The organism is Vibrio sp. 1159, assembly GCF_033340395.1.
GTDB lineage: Bacteria > Pseudomonadota > Gammaproteobacteria > Enterobacterales > Vibrionaceae > Vibrio > Vibrio alginolyticus.
Genome location: NZ_JAWOWL010000032.1, coordinates 33,407 through 54,802, shown reverse-complemented (window position 1 = coordinate 54,802; position 21,396 = coordinate 33,407). Strand labels below are relative to the sequence as shown.

The window sequence follows — 21,396 nt, the reverse complement described above, 5'->3', positions numbered from 1 at the left end:
ATGATCCAAATGCTTTTCGAGCTGACAAAATAAACCCCAGAGCAGTGTCTGGGGTTTTGTAGTTTTCTAATCCGCTGCTTTTATTGGGCGAGTGTTTTAAGGATTTCTTTCAGTTCTACCGTTTCTTGGATTTCAAAACTTGGCGTTATATCCGTTGAGTTGCTTGCGCCTGTCGCATTCACCCATACACTCAAAATGCCCATATTGTTAGCGCCAGCAATGTCAGCAGGTAAAGAGTCGCCCACGTGTAGAGCCTCTTCTGGTTTTACTTCGACCAAGTCGAGCGCTTTTTGGAAAATACTTGTAGCAGGTTTCTCTTCTGGCTCTTCTCCTCCCACAATAATATGGTCCACCCAGTTGCTCATTTGTGTCGCGTTTAATTTAGGGTGTTGAGAAAAAATCGGGCCGTTAGTGATCACGACGAGTTTGTAATGTTGACGAAGGTCGCTGAGCATTTCTTTTACACCAGGGAAGAAAGTGAACGCGCCCATACGTGCAGAGTCAAAGTAGTCTTGAGCTTGTTGAGCCTCTTTTGCAGTGATGCTGACGCCTTGCTCCGCCAAGATGTTTTGGATCAGGCCACAACGGAAGGCATTTTCATCGGGTAGCAGAGCAACAAGGTGAGGGAACTCAGCATTCAGCTTTTTGTATACACCCTGTAAGTAGCGCTGCAAAAAAGCTTTTGGCTCAGTCACTTGTGGGTAGGTTTTATGAATCCAAGTTGTAAACGCTTGTCCTGCAACTTTATCGGCTTGTGACGTTGCACATAAAGTCTCGTCCATATCAAAAAAAATCGCTTTAAGCACAGGGGCTCCTTTTATTTACGGCTTGGCTTTGACACTGTTCATCTATTATCCCACTCTCAATTGTGTCGTAAAGGGTTAAAACCGGCGAGTTTTCTTATGACGTACGAATGAAGATAGCGGTACTTTCCTTTGCTTAGTCAATAAACCGCTTAAGTGGCGCATAATCTGCATTGGAGCAGGATTTGTGTGGTTTTGCTGTTTTGTTCACGTTTTGACCTATCCTTTCTCTTCCTAAGTTTGGCTTTTTGTATTTGCCGACTATTTTATTAATAGTTTTTTATGTTGAAAAAACACTTTTTGCATATGATATTGTTTGTTAAATGTTAATAAATGCACATGAATAATATGGTTAATGATCTTGTTTAGCTCATGTTTACTTTTAGAGCATTTTTCTAGTTTTATTGGTGCATGGCGCACAAAAATAGTGTGATATGAAAATGGTTAAATACTTGTTAATGCATTTTTATTCGCTAATTGTGCGTTTATTTAATGTTTTTTCGGCGGAATATACTTTAATTGTTGCTTTTTTGTGTGATTTTTGCCAAATTATTTCCGCATTAAGATTTCAGAGTATTATTCTGAATTTGAACGGATTCATTCAGGTGATGAATGGTGCCTTTGGCATGATTCGATACCACAGACAAGGCAGTAGAGGTCTGAAATGTCACTATTAGAAGTGAAAAACCTTCGTATTGAATACCCATCCCGACACGGCGTTCACGCTGCCGTGAAGTCACTTTCTTTTCATATTGAACGTGGTGAAATCGTGGGTGTTGTTGGCGAATCAGGTGCGGGTAAATCCACCGTTGGTAACGCCGTTATTGATTTGCTTAGCCCTCCAGGTCGCGTTGCTAGCGGCGATGTTTTCTTGGATGGAGAAAAAATTTCTGGCCTATCACCAGAAGCGATGCGTAAGGTTCGCGGCTCGAAAATAGGTTTTATTTTCCAAGATCCGATGACCTCGCTCAATCCACTTTTTACTGTTGAGCAACAGCTGAAAGAGACGATCCACGCCAACATGAAGGTCTCTGATGAAGAGGCGTATCAGCGCGCGCTTTCTCTTATGCAGCAGGTTGGTATTCCGCAACCAGAAAACCGCTTAAAACAGTACCCGCACCAATTCTCTGGTGGTATGCGTCAGCGTGTTGTCATTGCCATTGCTTTGGCTGGTGAGCCTGATCTCATCATTGCGGACGAACCAACTACGGCGTTAGACGTTTCTATCCAAGACCAAATCCTCAACTTGATCCGCGAGCTGTGTATCAAGAACAATGTCGGCTGTATGTTGGTTACTCACGATATGGGTGTCGTCTCCAACGTCACCGATCGCGTGGCGGTAATGTATCGTGGTGACTTGGTGGAGTTTGGACCAACAGCCAAAGTATTGGGCGATCCTGATCACTCTTATACTCGCAGTCTAATTTCAGCGGTACCACGTTCAGACAGAAAGCTAGATCGTTTCCCGTTAGTAAGCTATATCGAAGAAGCGGCGGAAATGGAGCCACTCGATATCAAGAACCACTGGTTAGGACAAAGCCAAGATGAGCGTGAGTACACTGGCCCGCTTTTGGACGTGAAGAACGTCAATCTTCGCTTTGTTACCAAAGACTCTTTGTTCGAGAGCCGCCGAGAATACGTGCAAGCATCTAATAATGTGAGCTTTGAAGTGCACGAAGGCGAAACCTTTGGTTTGGTGGGCGAGTCTGGTTCAGGTAAATCGACCATTGCACGTGTGATTGCTGGTTTATACCAACCTAACTCTGGTCAGGTGAAATTCGAGGGCATTGACCTGACCGCTTTAACCTCTGAGAAAGAGCGCCGCCCGATGCGTCGTCAAATGCAGATGGTGTTCCAAAACCCATATACTTCAATGAACCCTCGTATGAAGGTATTCGATATTATTGCTGAGCCAATCCGTTTCCATAAATTGACGAAAAACGAGTCGGAAACTCGCCAAATCGTGAATGACCTATTGGATCATGTTGGTTTGGGTCGAATGGCTGGGCTTAAGTACCCTCATGAATTCTCCGGTGGTCAGCGTCAGCGTATTTCTATTGCGCGTGCGTTGGCGACTCGTCCTCGACTTTTGATTTGTGATGAACCGACCTCAGCACTGGACGTATCGGTACAGGCACAAATTCTAAACTTGCTGAAAGATCTGCAAAGTGAGCTGAACTTGACTATGTTGTTTATCAGCCACGATTTACCTGTTATTCGTCAGATGTGTGACCGAGTAGGTGTGATGCAAATGGGTACACTTTTAGAAGTGGCACCAACAGAACAGTTATTCACGGCACCTCAACACGAATACAGCAAAAAATTGATTTCTCTGATGCCGGAGTTTACTGGCTTGCGAGAAGAGATCGAAACGGCATAAACCAAGCAATTCGCTTGGCTAACCTTTAGTCATAACAAAGACGCAAACACAACAACAAGGGATCCGTATCCCCGCATGAAGGAGTTATGCAAATGAAAACCATGAAAAGCAAATTAGCAGTGGCGCTAATGGCTGCGGGCCTAAGCTTTAACGCAATGGCAGCAGATATCAAAGTTGGCTATGCAGCTGACCCAGTATCGCTTGACCCACATGAGCAGCTATCAGGTGGCACACTGCAAATGTCACACATGGTATTTGATCCGTTGGTTCGCTTTACTCAAAAAATGGATTTCGAGCCTCGCCTAGCGGAAAGTTGGGAACGTATTAACGATACGACTGTTCGTTTCAAACTGCGTGAAGGTGTGAAATTCCATTCTGGCAATACTCTAACTGCTGACGACGTCGTGTGGACGTTCCAGCGTTTACAAAGCTCTCCTGACTTTAAAAACATCTTCGACCCGTACGAGAAAATCGTCAAAGTGGACGACAACACGTTCGATCTTGTAACTAAAGGTCCTTACCCACTAGTGCTGCAAACCGCAACGTACATTTTCCCAATGGACAGCAAGTTCTACACTGGCAAAACTGCGGACGGCAAAGACAAGTCTGAGCTAGTGAAGCACGGTAACTCATTTGCATCGACTAACGTATCTGGCACGGGTCCATTCATTGTGACTTCACGTGAACAGGGCGTAAAAGTGGAATTTGAACGCTTTAAAGATTACTGGGACAAAGAGTCGAAAGGTAACGTTGATAAGCTAACGCTTGTGCCAATTAAAGAAGACGCAACTCGTGTAGCAGCGCTGCTTTCTGGCGGTGTTGACATGATTCACCCTGTAGCGCCAAACGACCACAAACGCGTTGAAGATGCTGACGGCATCGACCTAGTTACGCTACCTGGTACTCGTATCATCACGTTCCAACTAAACCAAAACAGCAACGAAGCATTGAAAGACGTTCGCGTTCGCCAAGCGATTGTTCACGCAATCAATAACGAAGGTATCGTGAAGAAAATCATGAAAGGCTTCGCAACGGCTGCTGGTCAGCAAAGCCCGGCAGGTTACGTGGGTCACGATGACAAACTGGTTCCTCGCTACGACTTGAAGAAAGCGAAAGAACTGATGAAAGAAGCGGGTTACGAAAATGGCCTGACGCTAACGATGATCGCACCAAACAACCGTTACGTGAATGATGCGAAAGTAGCACAAGCGGCAGCGGCAATGTTGTCTAAGATCGGTATCAAGGTTGATCTGAAGACCATGCCAAAAGCGCAATACTGGCCAGAGTTCGACAAGTGTGCGGCAGACATGCTGATGATCGGTTGGCACTCAGATACAGAAGACTCAGCGAACTTCAACGAGTTCCTAACGATGACTCGTAACGAAGAAACCGGTCGTGGTCAGTACAACTGTGGTTACTACTCAAACCCAGAAATGGACAAAGTGGTTGAAGCTGCGAACGTAGAAACGGATCCTGCGAAACGTGCAGAAATGCTGAAAGGTGTAGAAGCAACACTATACAACGACGCAGCATTCGTACCGCTACACTGGCAAAGTGAAGCGTGGGGTGCGAAGTCTAACGTGAAAGCGGCAGACATCGTTAACCCAATGGTAATGCCTTACTTCGGTGACCTAGTGGTTGAATAATCACGGTTAGTCGACTTTGAGGAGGGATGGATTTCCCTCCTCAACTTAAAGCACTCGACTCAGTTTTGTTTCAGTCGGATTGAGTGGGTTATTTAGACTGAATTTTCTCTCTAATTTAGAGATCTATGGATAGTTAAGGGGCAAGGAATGTTTTCGTTTCTGGTCAAGCGCCTGTTTCAGGCACTGATAGTGATGTTTGTGATCAGTTTGGTGGCGTTTGCCATTCAGGACAACCTGGGTGATCCGCTGCGTGAGCTTGTAGGTCAGTCGGTTTCGGAATCGGAGCGTCAAGCGCTACGCGACGACTTGGGCCTGAACGATCCCTTTATCACAAAGTACACGCGCTTTGTGGGTAATGCACTGCAAGGTGATTTGGGTACCTCATATTTTTTCAAGCGACCTGCGGTTGAGGTGATCCTCGATAAGCTGGTGGCAACATTAGAGCTCGTGTTTGGCGCGACGCTCATCATTATCGTTTTCTCTATACCACTCGGGGTGTATTCCGCGATTCACCCGAAGAGTGTCTTTACCAAATTTGTTATGGCGATGAGTAGTGTCGGCATCTCGATTCCGGTGTTCCTAACCGCAATCATGCTGATGTACGTCTTCTCCATCGAACTCGGCTGGCTGCCTTCCTATGGGCGAGGTGAAACCGCTAACGTACTCGGTTGGGAATCTGGCTTCTTTACCATTGATGGTATCAAGCACCTCATCCTACCTTGTATTGCGCTAGCGTCTATCATGCTGCCGTTGTTCATCCGTTTGGTACGTTCAGAAATGCTGGAAGTACTGAGTTCGGAATACATTAAGTTCGCCAAAGCAAAAGGTTTGAACTTACAAAAGATTTATTACCAACATGCACTTAAGAACACCATGCTACCAGTATTGACGGTAGGTGGCGTGCAGATTGGTACCATGGTGGCCTACACCATTCTCACTGAAACCGTGTTCCAATGGCCGGGCACTGGCTTCCTTTTCCTAGAGGCAATCAACCGTGTAGATACACCGCTGATCACTGCTTACGTTATCTTTGTTGGTCTGATCTTCGTGGTAACCAATACCATCGTTGACTTGCTGTACGGCATCATCAACCCAACTGTGAACCTAACTGGAAAAGGAGCTTAATCATGAGCCAATCAAATTTAACACCAGCTCCTGCTCCATCAGCGTGGCAGCGTTTCAAAGAGTCAGATTTTCTGTATTACTTCAAACGCGACAAAGTGGCGATGGCGAGTTTTACCGTCTTTATGATGTTCTTAGTATTGGCATTGGCTGCACCGATTCTTGCGCCAACAGACCCGTACGATCTGACGTCTATCGACATCATGGATTCAGAGCTACCACCGTCTTGGATGGAAGAGGGCGATGAGCGTTTTGTTCTTGGTACTGATGAGCAAGGCCGCGATATTTTATCGACCATTCTTTACGGCTCTCGTTTGTCTTTGACGATCGGCTTTTTAGCCGTCGGTCTTCAGTTGATTCTGGGTATCATCATTGGTTTGTCGGCGGGTTACTTCGGTGGTCGTATCGATAGCTTCTTGATGCGCTTTGCGGATGTTCAACTATCGTTCTCAACCATGATGGTGGCGATCATCGTATCGGCCATTTTCAAAGCCAGCTTTGGCAGCGATTTTTACAGCCAATACGCGGTGGTGATGCTGGTGGTGATCATCGGTGTGGCTGAATGGCCGCAATACGCACGGACTATTCGTGCCTCGGTATTGGCAGAGAAGAAGAAAGAATACGTCGAAGCGGCGCGTGTGATGGGCTTTAAAGCTCCGCGAATCATGTTCCGTCACATTCTGCCAAACTGTCTATCGCCAATCTTGGTTATCTCGACGGTACAGGTAGCGAACGCGATCATGTCGGAAGCGGCGCTGTCATTCCTAGGTTTGGGTCTGCCAGTCGATCAGCCGTCACTGGGTGCGCTAATCAGCATCGGCTTTAACTACATCTTCTCTGGTGCATGGTGGATTACTGCTTTCCCTGGCATCGTGCTAGTAACATTGGTTTTGGTTATCAACCTGTTGGGCGACTGGCTACGTGATGTATTCAACCCGAAACTGTACAAAGGATAAGAATTTTCCCACCAAGCGTTGTAAATTCACTTAATTCCTTCCTAAACTGAGAGCCGGATGCAAATTCCGGCTCTTTTTTTGCTAGTTATTCTTTGTTCACATTTTTTTGGCGCTTTGCCGCCATAATGACCTTACCCACTAATTTAGAGTGAAGTGTATGGAAATGAAGAAGGCACAACACCCATCTCGTATCTTCCAAGCAAGCCTGGCTTTGGGTTTGTTGCTAGTATGCGCCCAGTTTTCTAGCCCAGTATCGGCGGAGGAGTTCCTTTGCCAAGCCACTCAAGCCAGCGAGAAAGAATTACCGATGCTTGAGAAAACGTGCCCAATTGGTAACGGAGTATGGGGAAAGAAAGTGCCGCAGGGGGGCAACTACCTTTACTGGATTCAATGCGGATTGCTACCCAAGCCTATGTCTCTCGCGAAAGCTAAGCCTCTCTATAGTAAAATCACGACTGACGTATGGATGAAGCCTGAATCCAAAGGCTATCGCTGTTTGATTGGACCTTACAAGGCATTGTCTGATGCGAGGGATGACTTACGAGGAGTCAAAACCTTGTCGAATTACAAAGAGGCGTTCATCCGAGTGGTTGGGAAAGGGACGAAACAACCAGTAACACCACCTACACCTAAATCTACTGTATCGTCGAAATCAGCCGCATCTTCGGTTAAGCCAACACCGACGGTGACCTCGAAACCCGCGCCAGTTCCTGCTGTGCGAGCTGATACCGACGCCTTTAAAGCGCGGGCAGAGAAGCCAGATACCAAGGCAAAAAGTTCGCGTGATAGCTCTTCGTCTACGCCTGTTGCTAAGACCAAAGCGAAGCCAATTGTCACTGGAAATGATGACATTGAAGTTCGGTTGAGAACTTCAGTGCAGGGCAAAACGTACGTGGTCCCATATTTACTCGATCACCATAATCAGTTTTACATGGAACATGGTAAGCCGTGGAACCGCCTCAACTACGAAAACTCGCACAAAGTATGTCAGCAACTGGGTATGAACTTAGCTAACCCTGCAGAGTTTAAAGCGCTGAGGGCGTCTGGGGTGATGGAAAAAAATCAATGGCCACTGCAACTGCCGTATTGGGGCAAAGATAAGAAAGGTTTGTTCGCCGATCGTGAGCCCAATCAGCTCACCGGGACCTCATTGTTGAACGTGGTGTGCGTGAAATAACGACTCAGATATTGCGGTCAAAATATAGAAGAAAGCCCCGAGTTCGGGGCTTTTTTGCGGTCTCAAATATTATCGCTATTTAAGTGGCGTTTCTTTGTGATGCGTTTGCTAATACGCTCTACCACTGATATTCATCTCATTTTGCGAATTATTTTCACTGAACTTGTCGGCAGAGAGTCTATTCGTCATAATGTTACTTGTAACATTACTGATAAATCACATATTTATGGCTCAACAGAATAAGAAAACTCGTACGACATTGCAGGATGTCGCAGACCAGGTTGGCGTCACGAAGATGACCGTTTCACGCTATATGCGTAACCCTGAATCGGTGGCAGAAAAGACTCGGGCCAAGATTGCGACTGCGATTGAAGAGATGGGTTACATCGAAAACCGTGCACCGGCGATGTTGTCAAAGTCCTCCAGTAAAGCCATTGGTATCTTACTGCCGTCTTTGTCCAACCAAATTTTTGCTTCCTTTGTTCAGGGCATAGAGATGGTGACCAAAGCCAATGGCTATGAGACGCTTTTAGCGCATTTTAGCTACGATGAGCTTGAAGAAGAGCGCAAGATCGCGTCATTACTCTCTTATCAAGTCGATGGGCTTATTCTAACTGAAAGCCATCACACGCCGCGTACATTACAGATGATCAAAAATGCGGGCATTCCGGTGGTCGAAACCATGGAACTGCCATCGGAGCCGATTGATATGGCGGTTGGACTCGATCATGAAGATGCGTCGTACACCGTGGTTAAGCAGATGCTAGATACGGGGAAGCGTACAATCGTCTATTTTGGCGCGCGTCTGGATACGCGAACCAAATTGCGGATGCAAGGTTACGATCGCGCGATGACAGAAGCAGGGCTAGAACCCAAACATGTATTAACTGGTGATCATTCTAGTTTTTCTTTAGCGCATGATTTGCTCGAACGCGCACTGGAAACGCACCCAACGCTCGATGGGGTGTTCTGTACCAACGATGACATCGCAATTGGCACCATGCTGAGTGCGCAGCAACGTGGCATTCAAGTTCCACAGCAATTGGCAGTGGCGGGCTATAACGCGTTGGATATTGGTCAAACCATCAGCCCGAAACTGACCAGCGTTGATACGCCGCGTTTCCAAATTGGTGTAAAGAGCGCAGAGCTATTAATTGCGCGCCTGAAAGGCGAAACGCAAGAAGAAAAAGTCTTCGATATGGGGTATCAGATTACGTCGGGAGAGAGTGTTTAACTCGCAGTTAACCGCTCTTCGTATTCGCTCATTAATGGTATTGGCAGGTTAGGGTATGGCACATCAGCTGGATGCATTGGATCTCAACTTAATGCGTTTATTAAAAGCCGTGGTGGAAAACCGCAGCATCAAGCTGGCCGCAATGCAGCTTGGCATTTCTCAACCGAGCGCCAGCCGCGGCGTGATGAAGTTGAAGCAAGTGTTTGATGACCCGCTTTTTGTGCGTAAAGCACATGGGGTAGAGCCATCACCCATGGCGATTCGTCTCGCCGCCGAGTTCGACAATATGGTTGCACCACTGGAAAAAGTGGTGCAAGAATTTGAAGTGTTCGACCCGCTGCAATACCAAGGGCAGATCGCGATTGTAACTGACCCTTATTTGATGGATGAACAAGGGCAGCGACTGCTCACTGGTTGTCATCGAGCCTTTCCCAAAGCGCACTTTGCCTTTTCCAGCTGGAATACTTACTCGCACGATGAAATGTTAGAAGGCGAGCACGATTACTGCATTCTTGACCAAGAGACCGAGCTCCGAGCTGTCGAAAGACATTTACATGCGCCCGTTATTCGTTGAAAAACGAGTGATTTTGGCGCGCAAAAACCACCCAACGTTGTCGAAAGTCAGCAATGATTGGGACACGGTGTCCAAACTACCACTTGTCTCTTTGCCTGCGCCCGCGTCATATAAACCGCTTTGTACCGTGGAGTCCGAGTATCGACGCATGGGGTATGAGCCAGTAGTGTTACTGAAGTCCTATAATTTGCGTTTGGCTTGCCAAATGTTGCAAGAAACCGACGCGATTATGTATGCCAGTCAAAGCTCGGCATTGTTGATGCCAGAACTCGCCTCTTACGCAATGCCACCCGTTAATCGTGAGTTTAGCCAGTTTGTTGTCTCTGGCGGTTTCCTTCAAACCAACCGCAACCATCCTTTGCACAGACACCTACATAAAGTGGTGCGACAAACCCTCAATACGCCGCTGATTTTTACGCAGTGACGTCACCTGATGGCATCCGCTGAATGAGAGAGCAGATGCTTTAACCTTATCAATGTTGTGTGATTACATAGACAACTTATTTCTTAAGATATTCAAAAATGAATATCTCAATTACCTGTCTCTTTTTCCTACCCAGCGCTAACCTTATCTCAAATAGTCAGGAGAAGTGGCTCATTTTTATCTTTTTAACTTTTTGAATGTCGATACAGGTACGCGGCATTCACCATTCTCCGTTATGCATTTTTTTAATTTCTGATGGAGGATTAATCATGCTAGTTGCACGTCTATTTTTATTGCTCGCCATCGTTGCCGAAGTGGCTGGCACCAGCACTATGTCTCTTATCGGACAAGGGCACGGGTGGTGGGGCTACATCGTAATGTATGTGCTGATCGCAATCTCTTACTACTTCCTCGCATTTGCCGCGAAGAAAATATCTATCGGTGTGGCATACGCTGTCTGGGAAGGGTTAGGTATCTCGTTGATCACCGTGGTGTCGATCATCGCCTTTGATGCCAACTTAAACCATCAAGAGTTGTTTGGTTTGATGTTAGCCGTTGTTGGCATTGTGTGTGTGACCTTAGGGGAATCACATGGTCAACCTAACGCCAAGAAAAATGCCGATAAATCGGCAAAAGAACGTTCATTTTCTACTAGTACAAGGTGCGAATCATGAGTCAATTTTTTACGATGTCATTTGGATTTGTCGTGATGGCTGCCTTGGTCGATATCATGGCCAATATGGCGCTGACACGCTCAAAAGGTTTTAAATATAAAGGCTGGGGCATTGCGGCGATTGTGTTGGTACTGACAGCATTCACGCTGTTGGCACAAGCGGTGAAAGAGATCGACTTAGCCATTGCTTATGCCTCTTGGGGTGCGATCGGTATCTTGGGTACCGCAGTGGGTGGAGCCTTGCTGTTTAAGCAGAAACTCAAACCAATCGGCTGGTTTGGTATCTTTGTGGTGATTGCTGCCGTCGTAGTGATGAAGACCGCTTGATGTAATTTACTGAATGCTAGATATCGTCATTCTGAGCAGCAAGAGACGAGCGTGATTCAGAATCTACCAACAAAAAGTGCTGTGGAAGAGGGGTTTTCTCTGGCTTCACAGCACCTTGATATTAGATTCCTGATCTCGCCTAGGCTCGTCGGAATGACGGACTCATTCATTTTTAAAAAGAACAGAGGCCAATCCTAAAGTTCGTCATTTTGAACAGCAAGAGACGAGCGTGATTCAGAATCTACCAACAAAAAGTGCTGTGGAAGAGGGGTTTTCTCTGGCTTCACAGCATTTTGCTATTAGATTCCTGATCTCGCCTAGGCTCGTCGGAATGACGGATTCATTCGTTTTTTAGAAAGAACTGAGGCTAATCCCAAAGCTCGTCATTCTGAACAGCGAGGGACGAGCGTGATTCAGAATCTACCAACAAAAAAGTGCTGTGGCAGAGGAGTTTTCTCTGACGTCATAGCATGTCGATATTAGATTCCTGATCTCGCTTAGGCTCGTCGGAATGACGGATTCATTCGCTTTTTAGAAAGAACAGAGGCCAATCCTAAAGCTCGTCATTCTGAACTGCGAGGGACGAGTGTGATTCAGAATCTACCAACAAAAAGTGCTGTGGTAGAGGGGTTTTCTCTGGCTTCACAGCACGCTGATATTAAATTCCTGATCTCGCCTAGGCTCGTCGGAATGACGGACTCATTCATTTTTAAAAAGAACCGAGGCCAATCTCAAAACTCGTCATTCTGAACAGCGAAGGACGAGCAAGAGTCAGAATCTACCAACAAAAAGTGCTGTGGCAGAGGAGTTTTCTCTGGCTTCACAGCTCGTTGATATTAGATTCCTGATCTCGCCTAGGCTCGCCGGAATGACGGATTCATTCGTTTTTTAGAAAGAACTGAGGCCAATCCCAAAGCTCGTCATTCTGAACAGCGAGGGACGAACGTGATTCAGAATCTACCAACAAAAAGTGCTGTGGCAGAGGTGTTTTCTCTGTCTTCACTGCACGTTGATATTAAATTCCTGATCTTGCTTGGGCTCGTCGGAACGACGAGGTCTTTCTTCTCGCCTTAAACAATAAAGCTTGCGCCTTCTTCTGCACTCGATACGTTTTGGCGGATCACGCTAAACAGACCTCGTCCCCAAGTTTGTTGGGTCGATTCGGTATCGAAATGAATCAACTCGCGACCAGTGGTGTCGCTTAAGTTGTTCAGTTCGCCCGTTTGGCAATCCAGACGAATCAAATCGCCGTTGCGCACCAAACCAATCGCGCCGCCACGAATGGCTTCTGGAGAAACATGGATCGCAGACGGAATTTTACCTGACGCGCCAGATAAACGACCGTCAGTAACCAACGCCACTTTAAAGCCCGCTTTTTGCACGTTACCTAAAATTGGCATCAGCTTGTGCAGTTCAGGCATGCCGTTTGCCGCTGGGCCGTTGTGTGTGACCACAACGATGCAGTCTTTGTTCAGCTCGCCACGTTTGTACGCGGCTTCCACTTCGTGTTGGCATTGGAATACGATCGCTGGTGCCACAATCACGCGTTGCTCTTCTTTCACCGCAGACACTTTCACCACGGCTTTGCCCAAGTTGCCAGTCAGTACGCGAGTGCCGCCGGTGTTTTGGAAAGTGGCGTCTGGTTTGGCGATCACGTCACCGTCTTGGCTGCCTTGGCACGGTGTCCAAGTCAGTTGGCCATCGACAAGACTCGGTAGCGTCATTTGGTCTTCAAATTCACCAAACACGGGTTTCACATCGCGATGCAAAAGCTCGGATTCGTTCAAGCGGTGCAATAACGCTGGCACGCCCCCCGCGTCTTGGAACGCGTTCATATCGGCTGGGCCGTTCGGGTAAACGCGCGCTAACAAAGGAACCGCATCCGACAGATCGCTGATGTCTTGCCACGTGAGCAAGATGCCAGCAGCACGCGCCACGGCGATCATATGAATGGTGTGATTGGTGCTGCCGCCAGATGCAAGTAGAGCGATGATGCCGTTGACCAAGCTCTTTTCTGTGACCACCTCGGCCAGCGGACGAAAGTGTGCAGAACCCGCCGTCATAGAGGCGATTTTCAGAGCTGCGTGATCGGTTAACGCTTTACGCAGTTGGGTATGGGGATGAATGAATGCCGAACCTGGCAGCATCAAGCCCATGGCTTCGAACACCAACTGGTTGGTATTGGCGGTGCCGTAAAATGTACACGTACCCGCAGAGTGGTAAGCGCGACACTCCATATCCAGCAGAGCGTCTTTGCCGACTTCTCCCGCTGCGTATTTTTGGCGCACGTCGACTTTCTCTTCGTTGCTGATGCCTGTTGCCATCAGACCCGCTGGCACAAACGCCGTTGGCAGGTGTGCGTAAGACAGCGCGCCCATCAGTTGCCCCGGTGCGATTTTGTCACAGATGCCAAGCAGTAATGTGGCATCAAAGACATTGTGACTCAAAGACAACGCCGTTGATTGCGCAATTAAGTCACGCGAAAACAGCGACATATCCATGCCTGCTTGACCTTGAGTCACCCCATCGCACATCGCTGGCACACAACCTGCGACTTGCGCCGTATGGCCGTAGTCCGCCAGCACTTTTTTGATTTGTGCTGGGTAGTCTTGGTACGGCTGGTGGGCGCTCAACATGTCGTTGTAGGCGCTTATCAGCGCGACATTGGCATGAGTAAAATCGAGAATATTTTTCTTTTCAGAAGAGCAAGAAGCGGCGACTGCATGGGCTAAGTTACCACAAGATAAACCAACGCGGCCTTTACCTGCTTCGGCTTGGACTTCGGTGCGAGTAAGAAAGGCAGCGCGCGCTTCACGGCTGCGCTCGGTCAAACGTTGTGTGACCTCAAGAACAACAGAGTGAGTCATTACGCCACCTCGATCGCTTGCATTTTGATTAGCTCAGCGGCAGAGCGTTCCAACACGTCGCTGATGTCTCCGTCGATATTGACGATCAGAGTTTGAGGCTCGTTGTCTGGGCGCTCTAGCGTCTCGAATTGGCTCTTCACCATGTTTTCTTTCATGAAGTGGCCTTTGCGCATACGCATGCGATTAAGGATCAACTCCATATCGCCATCAAGGAACAGGAAGGTCACGTTGTCGTTGCCTTCGCGGATCTGATCGCGGTAAATCTTTTTCAGTGCTGAACAGACAATAATGCCGTGTTCGTTTTTGCTTTCTAGGCTGTACGCCGCATCACGAATGCGTTCTAGCCATGGCTTGCGATCATCATCGTTCAGAGGCTGGCCCGATGCCATTTTCTGAATGTTCGCTCGTGGATGAAGATCATCACCATCAATGAATTTACGCCCTAGCTTTTTCGCTAGATGCTCACCAATTGTGCTTTTACCACTAGCACAAACGCCCATAACGATGACACTACTACCAGCCATAACTTATCCTCATAACCAAATTTGCGCGTGATCTCAATTTTTGAATTCACTTTAAAATATGGGTTTATCTTATTCATGTTATCGGTAACATGTTACCGGTAACTGAAATAAATGTGAACCATAACACAAACAATAATTCTTAAAGGTGAACCTATGGAGCAATTAACCCAAGCCCCAGATCCTACGTTCCTACTGACGATTGCAGGCCTTGCCATTGCAGCGTTACTCGTTCTGATCATTAAACTGAAAGTCCATGCTTTTGCTTCCCTTACTATGGTGAGTTTAGGTACGGCAATCGCCACTGGCGTTCCTTCTGAGAAAGTCGTATCGACCATGATGGGCGGCTTCGGCGGCACACTGGCTTCCGTGGCATTGCTGGTTGGTCTTGGTGCGATGATCGGTAAAATTCTTGAAGTGACTGGCGGTGCGAAAGTGCTGGCAGACACTTTGATTGGTCGCTTTGGTAAAGAGCGCGCACCATTTGCTTTGGGCGTCGCTTCATTACTGTTTGGCTTCCCAATCTTCTTCGATGCAGGCCTTGTAGTGATGATGCCAATCATCCTAAGTGTGGCGGCTCGTTTTGGTGGCTCACCAATTAAATACGCGTTGCCAGCAGCCGGTGCTTTTGCGGTTATGCACGCGTTTGTTCCACCACACCCAGGTCCGGTTGCAGCGGCAGAATTCCTTGGCGCAAACATCGGTCTGCTATTGGTGGTGGGTATTCTGGTTGCTATTCCAACTTGGTACCTTGGCGCTTACCTATTTGGTTTGTACGCGGGCAAAAAATTCGATATCCCACTATCTAAAGCCTTCTTTAATGGCGAAGCGATGGTGGATGAGCGCAACGCACCAAAATTTGGCACGGTTATGACCATCCTTGTGCTGCCAGTCCTGCTAATCTGTTTGGATACGGTATTGAACACACTGGCGGTTGCGGGTGTGATCGATGGCAAAACGGCACTGGTTGAGTTCCTACGCATGCTAGGTAAAACCCCAGTCGCGTTGCTGATCACTTTGATTGTCTGTCTGGCTGTGTTTGCCAAAGACTACGGCATGGCAAAACTAGAAAAATTGTGTGGTGAGTCATTGGCTCCAATCTGTGGCGTTATCCTAGTAACGGGTGCTGGTGGCATGTTTGGCGGCGTACTGCGCTCAAGCGGCATCGGTGATGCACTGGCTGACGTTCTTACAGACACAGGTATGCCTGTGATTGTGGCGGCGTTTGTGATTTCAACCTGTCTGCGTGTTGCTCAAGGCTCGGCAACCGTAGCGCTAACCACTACGGCGGCTCTTACCGCGCCAGTTGTGGCTGCATCAACAGGTTTGAGTGAACTAGACCTTTGCTTTATCGTAATCGCGATTGCGGGTGGCGCAACGGTACTGTCTCACTTCAATGACTCTGGTTTCTGGTTGGTATCTCGTCTCCTTGAGATGGATGAGAAAACCACGTTAAAAACTTGGACGGTAATGGAAACGTTACTTGGCGGTATCGCGTTTATTATCGTCGCAACATTAAGCTTTATTCTTTAGAGGTTCCCCATGACAACACTTGAACAACGATTAAGAGAAATCAAAATCGTCCCAGTTATCGCAATCAACGACGTAGCACACGCTCTGCCACTGGCAAAAGTGTTGGTAGAAAACGGTTTACCATGTGCGGAAGTGACATTCCGCACCGAAGCGGCGGCGGAGTCGATTCGCATCATGCGTGAAGCGTACCCAGAACTGTTGATTGGCGCGGGCACCGTTCTGACTACAGAACAAGTGGATATCGCCATCGAAGCGGGCGTGGACTTTATCGTTAGCCCAGGCTTCAACCCAACCACAGTGAAATACTGTCAGCAACGTGGCGTGACTATCGTACCGGGTGTAAACAACCCAAGCTTGGTTGAGCAAGCGATGGAAATGGGTCTGCGTACGTTGAAGTTCTTCCCTGCTGAGCCATCAGGCGGCGTAAGCATGCTGAAAGCACTCACGGCGGTTTACCCAGTGGAATTCATGCCAACAGGTGGCGTAAGCCCATCCAACGTGGAAGATTACCTAGCGCTGAAATCGGTTGTGGCTTGTGGCGGTACTTGGATGGTGCCAACCGCAATGATGGACAACGGCGATTGGGAAGGCATTGCTGAATTGGTTCGCGCAGTTAAGTAAAACGCACAAACGGCTCCGAAATGCCCGCGAACGTTAGAAAACGTGATACGAAAAAGGGTCATCAAGTTACTTGATGACCCTTTTGCTTTTGGGAATGAAACGGCTTTAGAAGTGATGCTTCATAAAGCGCTTAATAAAGCGAATAAAATCTGCTTCGGCTAGCTTCGCGCACTTCAATGTTTGGGCGTGAGACAATTCTACATCTCCCAAGCCTTCTGCCATGTTGGTGATCGCACACACTGCCAATACGGGTAAGCCGCAATGCGCCGCAGAAATCACCTCTGGCACGACCGACATGCCCACCACATCACCACCGATGATTTGCATCATGCGGATTTCGGCTGCGGTCTCAAAGTTGGGGCCTGTGTAAGAGACAAACACGCCTTCATTGAGGTGAATACCATTGGCTTTGCCAACTTCAAACGCTTCTGCGCGCAGGTCTTTGTCGTACGCATTGGCGAGGCTGAAGAACCTCGGGCCGTACTCTTCATCATTCGGACCGATCATTGGCGATTCAGGCATGGTATTGATGTGATCATGAAATACCACTAGAGAGCCGACATCAATACGCTCAGGGCGAAGTGAACCTGCCGCGTTGGTGACGAGCAAAAACTCACAGCCCAGCTTTTTAAAGGTGCGTACTGGTGTTGTCATGACCTTCATTGAGCCGTGTTCGTAGTAGTGACCGCGACCTTTCATGCACACTACGTCTACGCCGCCCATGGTGCCAAGTACCAACTCACCAGAGTGGCCTTGCACGGTGCTAACCGGAAAGCCTTCGAGCTCTTCGTATGGAATGACCACTTTGTCTTGTAGCTCGTCTGCCAATACGCCTAAGCCAGAGCCTAAAATAAACGCCGCTTTAGGTTGGAAGTTTGGTTTGCGTTCGCGAATGGTTTGTAGTGCGCCGATTACTGGATCGTGATTCATGTTAGTCACCTTCTGGTTGTGTGTTGATTCCATTGTGTGACTTTCTGCGCTGGTTATCTTTGCTTTATTCGCTACTATCATCCTTAAAAAGAGGATGATGAAATTCGCTAGGACTCAATTATGAAGTCAGAACCATTTGAGCGCGTGACGCTGAAGATGCTGCGTTACTTTTACGAGGTCGCACAAACCAAGCATTTCACTAAGGCCGCCGAGAACCTCAATATCACCAATTCGCCGTTGAGCAATCGCATCAAAGAGTTGGAAGAAGTGCTTAACGTCAAACTGTTTGAGCGTGATTCAAGAAACGTCATGCTAACGGAGGCCGGACGATTGTTGGAGTCCAAATGCCAACTGATTTTTCAAACCTTGGATGTCTCGCTCAATCAAGTGCAGCAAGTGGGGTTGAACCAGAGAAATATCCTGCGAGTTGGTGTGGTAAGTAGCGCATTTTGGGGCGGATTTGATCGTTTGTTACAGCGCTTCCATGCTGAGCATGACACTTATCACGCCGACATTTTTGACCTTAACCCAGAGACGCAAAAGAAGCATCTGAGCGAGAAGAAAATCGATGTGGGCATCGTGCGTTTTGCCGATGCACTCAACATTTATCCGTACCAGTCGGTGTCTTTGGGCAAAGATGTGTTTGTGGTAGCAGTGTCGGAGCAACATGAGTTAGCCAGCAAATCTTTGCTGCGGCTCCAAGATTTAAAGACGTGTGAGTTTGCGTTTATGAGTTTGGCGAATTCTGCCTCGGCAAACTTCATCATCAATGCCTGTCTGCAAGAAGGCTTTTCACCCCATATTGGCAAACAAGTGGTGGAGCCAAGCACCTTGATGGCGTATGTAGCAAACAGCAATACCGTGACGTTGGTGCCGTCGACGTTTTCTCAGCATCATTGGCATGGGATTCGTTTTATCAAGCTGAAAGAATCACTGCGTGCAGACTTATGCCTGATTCATGACGGTAAGCAGGAGAGTGCTATCAAAGCCGAGTTTATTCGCACGTTATTGGAGAATGCGAGTTAAGCATGGGCAAACAAAAAAAGGTCATCCTAAGATGACCTTTTCAAATGATTCGCTGAAATCAGCAATGCGATTAGCGCGCAATTAACGCATCGTTACGAACTCTTCTGAGCCCGTCGGGTGGATAGCCACAACAGAGTCGAAGTCTGCTTTGGTTGCGCCCATCTTCATTGCTACGCCGAAGCCTTGGATCATTTCATCTACCGTGAAACCGATGCCGTGTAGACCAACAACCGTTTCTTCTTCACCCGCACATACAAGCTTCATCTTACATGGTTGACGGTGCTTAGTAACGGCGGTATACATCGCCGTGAAGCCAGATGTGTAGACTTTGATGTTGTCTTTGCCGTACTTCTCTTCCGCTTCTTGCGTTGTAAGACCGATAGTGCCGATTGGTGGGTGGCTAAATACCACAGTTGGTACCAAATCGTAGTCCATCTTCGCGTTTGGTTTGTTGTTGAACAAACGCTCAGAAAGTTGACGACCCGCTTTCACTGCTACTGGTGTTAGCTCGATACCGCCTTCCATGATGTCACCCACACAGTAGATGCCTTTCACGTTGGTTTCTTGGTATTCGTCTACCTTAATGTAACCTTTTTCGTTCGTTGCAACACCAGTTGACGCTAGGTTGATTGCGTCAGTTGCTGGGTGACGACCGATTGCCCAAATCAGTTGGTCAACGTTTTGGCTCTCACCGTTTTCTAGGTGCAGAGTTAGGCTGCCATCGGCTTCTTTTACCACTTCTTTTGGTACAGAGTGGGTGTGCAGTTTTGGACCTTCTGCGTCCATTACTTCAACCAACGTATCGATGATCATTGGATCGAAGCTACGTAGTGGTGACTCTTTACGTACGAACAGGTGCGTTTCTGTACCTAGCGCGTGCAGTACGCCAGCAATTTCAACTGCGATGTAGCCTGCGCCCACAACCGCAACGCGTTTTGGTTGCTCTGCTAGGTCGAAGAAGCCGTTTGAATCGATGCCGTATTCAGCGCCTGGAATGTTTGGAATAGTAGGACGACCACCAACCGCGATCAGGATGTGATCTGCTGTGTAGTGTTCACCGTTTACTTCGACAGTTTTTTCGTCAACAAACTTAGCAAAGCCTTTAATCACGTTTACTTTATTGTTGCCAAGAACGCGATCGTAAGATTGGTGAATACGACCAATGTACGCCTGACGGCTCTCAACCAGTTTGCTCCAGTCGAAACCTTTCACGTCGACATCAAAACCGTAATCTTCTGCATACAGGTTCATTGCTTCTGCGATTTGCGCGCCATGCCACATCACTTTTTTCGGTACACAACCTACGTTTACACAGGTACCGCCAAGGTCTTGAGCTTCGATTAGCGCAACTTTCGCGCCGTACATCGCCGCACGGTTTGCAGATGCGATGCCGCCACTGCCGCCACCGATACAGATATAGTCAAAATGAGTCGCCATTACTTTCTCCAAGAGCTTATAAATTTTATCTGGTACATAGATAGATTGGGATGACCTTGCCCGAACTCAATGCCACCGTTATCCCACTATCATAAATCGAATTCGACTAATTCCTAAATGGGAAAAAGCGACAATACTTATGACAAATAGCGATGAGAGGCACAAAAAGAAGAATAAGCACGATTGGAGGGAGAAGGTGAGAGCATAAAAAAGCGCAACGAGAATATCGTTGCGCTTGAAGATCTCAGTACTGAAGTGCTTACTCTGGCACAATCCAGTCTACTTTCCAGTGGCCAGTTGCTGGTGCGATCGCATCTTGCAGGAATGGCAGAATCTCTTTCATCTGGCTTTCCAGTTTCCATGGCGGGTTAATCACAATCATGCCGGATGCCGTCATGCCGCGCTCGTTGGTATCTGGTGCAACACCTAACTCGATTTGCAGAATTTTACGAATGCTCAGTGCTTCCAAGCCTTCGATCATATCTTCGATGTCGTGACGGTTTACCACTGGGTACCAAATCGAGTAGATACCGGTTGCCCAACGTTTATGGCTCTGATGAATCGCTCGCACCACATCGCGATACTCTTTCGCGAGTTCGTATGGTGGGTCAATCAGCACCAAACCACGACGCTCTTGTGGCGGTAAGCTTGCTTTGAGGCGTTGGAATCCGTCTTCTTTGAAGATGCTCACTTGGCGATCACGATGGAATTCTTGCTCTAACAATGGGTGATCGGCCGGGTGCAACTCGGTCAGCACCATGCGATCTTGTGGGCGGATTTGCGCGCGCGCTACACGTGGTGAGCCTGGGTAGTAACGCAGCTTCTCGCCGTTGTTGAGCACTTTAATGGCATCGATGTAGCTTTTGATGTCTTCGGGAATGCTTGGGTTATCCCAAATACGTGCGATGCCTTGTTTGTATTCGCCCGTTTTTTCAGACCATTCGTGAGTCAGATCGTAACGGCCCACACCCGAGTGGGTATCGTGATAAACGAATGGCTTATCTTTTTGTTTCAGCGCATCAAGAATGAGGCTTTGAACGATGTGTTTGACCACGTCGGCATGGTTGCCAGCGTGGAAGCTGTGGCGGTAACTTAACAAATTAAACTCTCGAAACACTCTTTGGCTGAGTGTGGTCTGTGATTTT

The 21,396-nt window shown here is 47.8% G+C and carries 17 protein-coding genes and 1 pseudogene; 12 read left to right on the top strand and 6 right to left on the bottom strand.

Features of this window, described 5'->3' with window-relative positions; translation table 11 throughout:
- Positions 1 to 80: 80 nt before the first annotated feature.
- Entirely contained in the window at positions 81 to 806 is a 726-nt protein-coding gene (locus R7127_RS20485) for an HAD family hydrolase (protein ID WP_005379107.1), read from the bottom strand.
- Positions 807 to 1,467: 661 nt separating this feature from the next.
- Between R7127_RS20485 and R7127_RS20480 the strand changes: the two genes are divergently transcribed.
- From R7127_RS20480 to R7127_RS20440, 9 genes and pseudogenes are all read left to right on the top strand, one after another.
- Positions 1,468 to 3,183: a dipeptide ABC transporter ATP-binding protein gene (locus tag R7127_RS20480; protein ID WP_005379108.1), complete on the top strand. Its 1,716-nt coding sequence runs from the start codon at positions 1,468 to 1,470 to the stop codon at positions 3,181 to 3,183.
- A gap of 92 nt (positions 3,184 to 3,275) precedes the next feature.
- On the top strand, positions 3,276 to 4,829 hold the full coding sequence (locus tag R7127_RS20475; RefSeq protein ID WP_005379109.1) for an ABC transporter substrate-binding protein: 1,554 nt from the start codon (positions 3,276 to 3,278) through the stop codon (positions 4,827 to 4,829).
- Between the two features lie 147 nt (positions 4,830 to 4,976).
- Positions 4,977 to 5,954: an ABC transporter permease gene (locus R7127_RS20470; protein ID WP_005379110.1), complete on the top strand. Its 978-nt coding sequence runs from the start codon at positions 4,977 to 4,979 to the stop codon at positions 5,952 to 5,954.
- 2 nt (positions 5,955 to 5,956) lie between these two features.
- A complete protein-coding gene (locus R7127_RS20465) occupies positions 5,957 to 6,907 on the top strand; it encodes an ABC transporter permease (RefSeq protein WP_054730225.1) in 951 nt (316 codons plus the stop codon).
- Positions 6,908 to 7,064: 157 nt separating this feature from the next.
- Complete coding sequence (locus tag R7127_RS20460; protein ID WP_250654318.1) at positions 7,065 to 8,084, top strand: SPOR domain-containing protein; 1,020 nt, start codon at positions 7,065 to 7,067, stop codon at positions 8,082 to 8,084.
- Positions 8,085 to 8,310: 226 nt separating this feature from the next.
- On the top strand, positions 8,311 to 9,318 hold the full coding sequence (locus R7127_RS20455; RefSeq protein ID WP_017636149.1) for a substrate-binding domain-containing protein: 1,008 nt from the start codon (positions 8,311 to 8,313) through the stop codon (positions 9,316 to 9,318).
- Between the two features lie 55 nt (positions 9,319 to 9,373).
- Positions 9,374 to 10,316: pseudogene (locus R7127_RS20450) on the top strand (LysR family transcriptional regulator).
- Positions 10,317 to 10,585: 269 nt separating this feature from the next.
- The gene (locus R7127_RS20445; protein WP_017821127.1) at positions 10,586 to 10,990 is read left to right on the top strand and encodes an SMR family transporter; all 405 of its coding nucleotides are present in this window, start codon (positions 10,586 to 10,588) and stop codon (positions 10,988 to 10,990) included.
- On the top strand, positions 10,987 to 11,316 hold the full coding sequence (locus R7127_RS20440; protein WP_005478614.1) for an SMR family transporter: 330 nt from the start codon (positions 10,987 to 10,989) through the stop codon (positions 11,314 to 11,316). The genes R7127_RS20445 and R7127_RS20440 overlap by 4 nt, the downstream gene beginning before the upstream one ends.
- Positions 11,317 to 12,386: 1,070 nt before the next feature.
- Here R7127_RS20440 and edd read toward each other — a convergent pair.
- Together edd and R7127_RS20430 are read right to left on the bottom strand one after the other, a co-directional pair.
- Entirely contained in the window at positions 12,387 to 14,183 is a 1,797-nt protein-coding gene (gene edd / locus R7127_RS20435) for a phosphogluconate dehydratase (RefSeq protein WP_213869989.1), read from the bottom strand.
- Complete coding sequence (locus R7127_RS20430; RefSeq protein ID WP_318141900.1) at positions 14,183 to 14,707, bottom strand: gluconokinase; 525 nt, start codon at positions 14,705 to 14,707, stop codon at positions 14,183 to 14,185. The genes edd and R7127_RS20430 overlap by 1 nt, the downstream gene beginning before the upstream one ends.
- A 153-nt stretch (positions 14,708 to 14,860) precedes the next feature.
- Here R7127_RS20430 and R7127_RS20425 point away from each other — a divergent pair, with 153 nt between their 5' ends.
- Both R7127_RS20425 and R7127_RS20420 read left to right on the top strand, forming a co-directional pair.
- The gene (locus R7127_RS20425) at positions 14,861 to 16,237 is read left to right on the top strand and encodes a GntP family permease (protein ID WP_318141899.1); all 1,377 of its coding nucleotides are present in this window, start codon (positions 14,861 to 14,863) and stop codon (positions 16,235 to 16,237) included.
- Positions 16,238 to 16,246: 9 nt separating this feature from the next.
- On the top strand, positions 16,247 to 16,858 hold the full coding sequence (locus R7127_RS20420; RefSeq protein ID WP_005379148.1) for a bifunctional 4-hydroxy-2-oxoglutarate aldolase/2-dehydro-3-deoxy-phosphogluconate aldolase: 612 nt from the start codon (positions 16,247 to 16,249) through the stop codon (positions 16,856 to 16,858).
- Positions 16,859 to 16,963: 105 nt separating this feature from the next.
- On the opposite strand, the gene xapA is transcribed toward R7127_RS20420, so the two are convergent.
- Positions 16,964 to 17,788, bottom strand: coding sequence for a xanthosine phosphorylase (gene xapA / locus R7127_RS20415; RefSeq protein ID WP_005379149.1), 825 nt, complete (start codon positions 17,786 to 17,788; stop codon positions 16,964 to 16,966).
- 120 nt (positions 17,789 to 17,908) lie between these two features.
- Here xapA and R7127_RS20410 point away from each other — a divergent pair, with 120 nt between their 5' ends.
- Entirely contained in the window at positions 17,909 to 18,814 is a 906-nt protein-coding gene (locus R7127_RS20410) for a LysR family transcriptional regulator (protein WP_005379156.1), read from the top strand.
- Positions 18,815 to 18,895: 81 nt separating this feature from the next.
- Here R7127_RS20410 and gorA read toward each other — a convergent pair whose 3' ends face one another.
- Together gorA and R7127_RS20400 are read right to left on the bottom strand one after the other, a co-directional pair.
- Entirely contained in the window at positions 18,896 to 20,251 is a 1,356-nt protein-coding gene (gene gorA / locus R7127_RS20405; protein WP_005379157.1) for a glutathione-disulfide reductase, read from the bottom strand.
- Between the two features lie 259 nt (positions 20,252 to 20,510).
- A complete protein-coding gene (locus R7127_RS20400) occupies positions 20,511 to 21,350 on the bottom strand; it encodes a 23S rRNA (adenine(2030)-N(6))-methyltransferase RlmJ (protein WP_203345749.1) in 840 nt (279 codons plus the stop codon).
- Positions 21,351 to 21,396 lie beyond the last annotated feature (46 nt).

Bases quoted from the DNA above. Each gene is read 5' to 3' on its own strand.
- R7127_RS20440 (WP_005478614.1), top strand. From the start codon at position 10,987: ATGAGTCAATTTTTTACGATGTCATTTGGATTTGTCGTGATGGCTGCC.
- gorA (WP_005379157.1), bottom strand. From the start codon at position 20,251: ATGGCGACTCATTTTGACTATATCTGTATCGGTGGCGGCAGTGGCGGC.
- R7127_RS20475 (WP_005379109.1), top strand. From the start codon at position 3,276: ATGAAAACCATGAAAAGCAAATTAGCAGTGGCGCTAATGGCTGCGGGC.
- R7127_RS20480 (WP_005379108.1), top strand. From the start codon at position 1,468: ATGTCACTATTAGAAGTGAAAAACCTTCGTATTGAATACCCATCCCGA.
- R7127_RS20455 (WP_017636149.1), top strand. From the start codon at position 8,311: ATGGCTCAACAGAATAAGAAAACTCGTACGACATTGCAGGATGTCGCA.
- edd (WP_213869989.1), bottom strand. From the start codon at position 14,183: ATGACTCACTCTGTTGTTCTTGAGGTCACACAACGTTTGACCGAGCGC.
- R7127_RS20445 (WP_017821127.1), top strand. From the start codon at position 10,586: ATGCTAGTTGCACGTCTATTTTTATTGCTCGCCATCGTTGCCGAAGTG.
- R7127_RS20420 (WP_005379148.1), top strand. From the start codon at position 16,247: ATGACAACACTTGAACAACGATTAAGAGAAATCAAAATCGTCCCAGTT.
- xapA (WP_005379149.1), bottom strand. From the start codon at position 17,788: ATGAATCACGATCCAGTAATCGGCGCACTACAAACCATTCGCGAACGC.
- R7127_RS20410 (WP_005379156.1), top strand. From the start codon at position 17,909: ATGAAGTCAGAACCATTTGAGCGCGTGACGCTGAAGATGCTGCGTTAC.
- R7127_RS20425 (WP_318141899.1), top strand. From the start codon at position 14,861: ATGGAGCAATTAACCCAAGCCCCAGATCCTACGTTCCTACTGACGATT.
- R7127_RS20465 (WP_054730225.1), top strand. From the start codon at position 5,957: ATGAGCCAATCAAATTTAACACCAGCTCCTGCTCCATCAGCGTGGCAG.
- R7127_RS20460 (WP_250654318.1), top strand. From the start codon at position 7,065: ATGGAAATGAAGAAGGCACAACACCCATCTCGTATCTTCCAAGCAAGC.
- R7127_RS20470 (WP_005379110.1), top strand. From the start codon at position 4,977: ATGTTTTCGTTTCTGGTCAAGCGCCTGTTTCAGGCACTGATAGTGATG.
- R7127_RS20430 (WP_318141900.1), bottom strand. From the start codon at position 14,707: ATGGCTGGTAGTAGTGTCATCGTTATGGGCGTTTGTGCTAGTGGTAAA.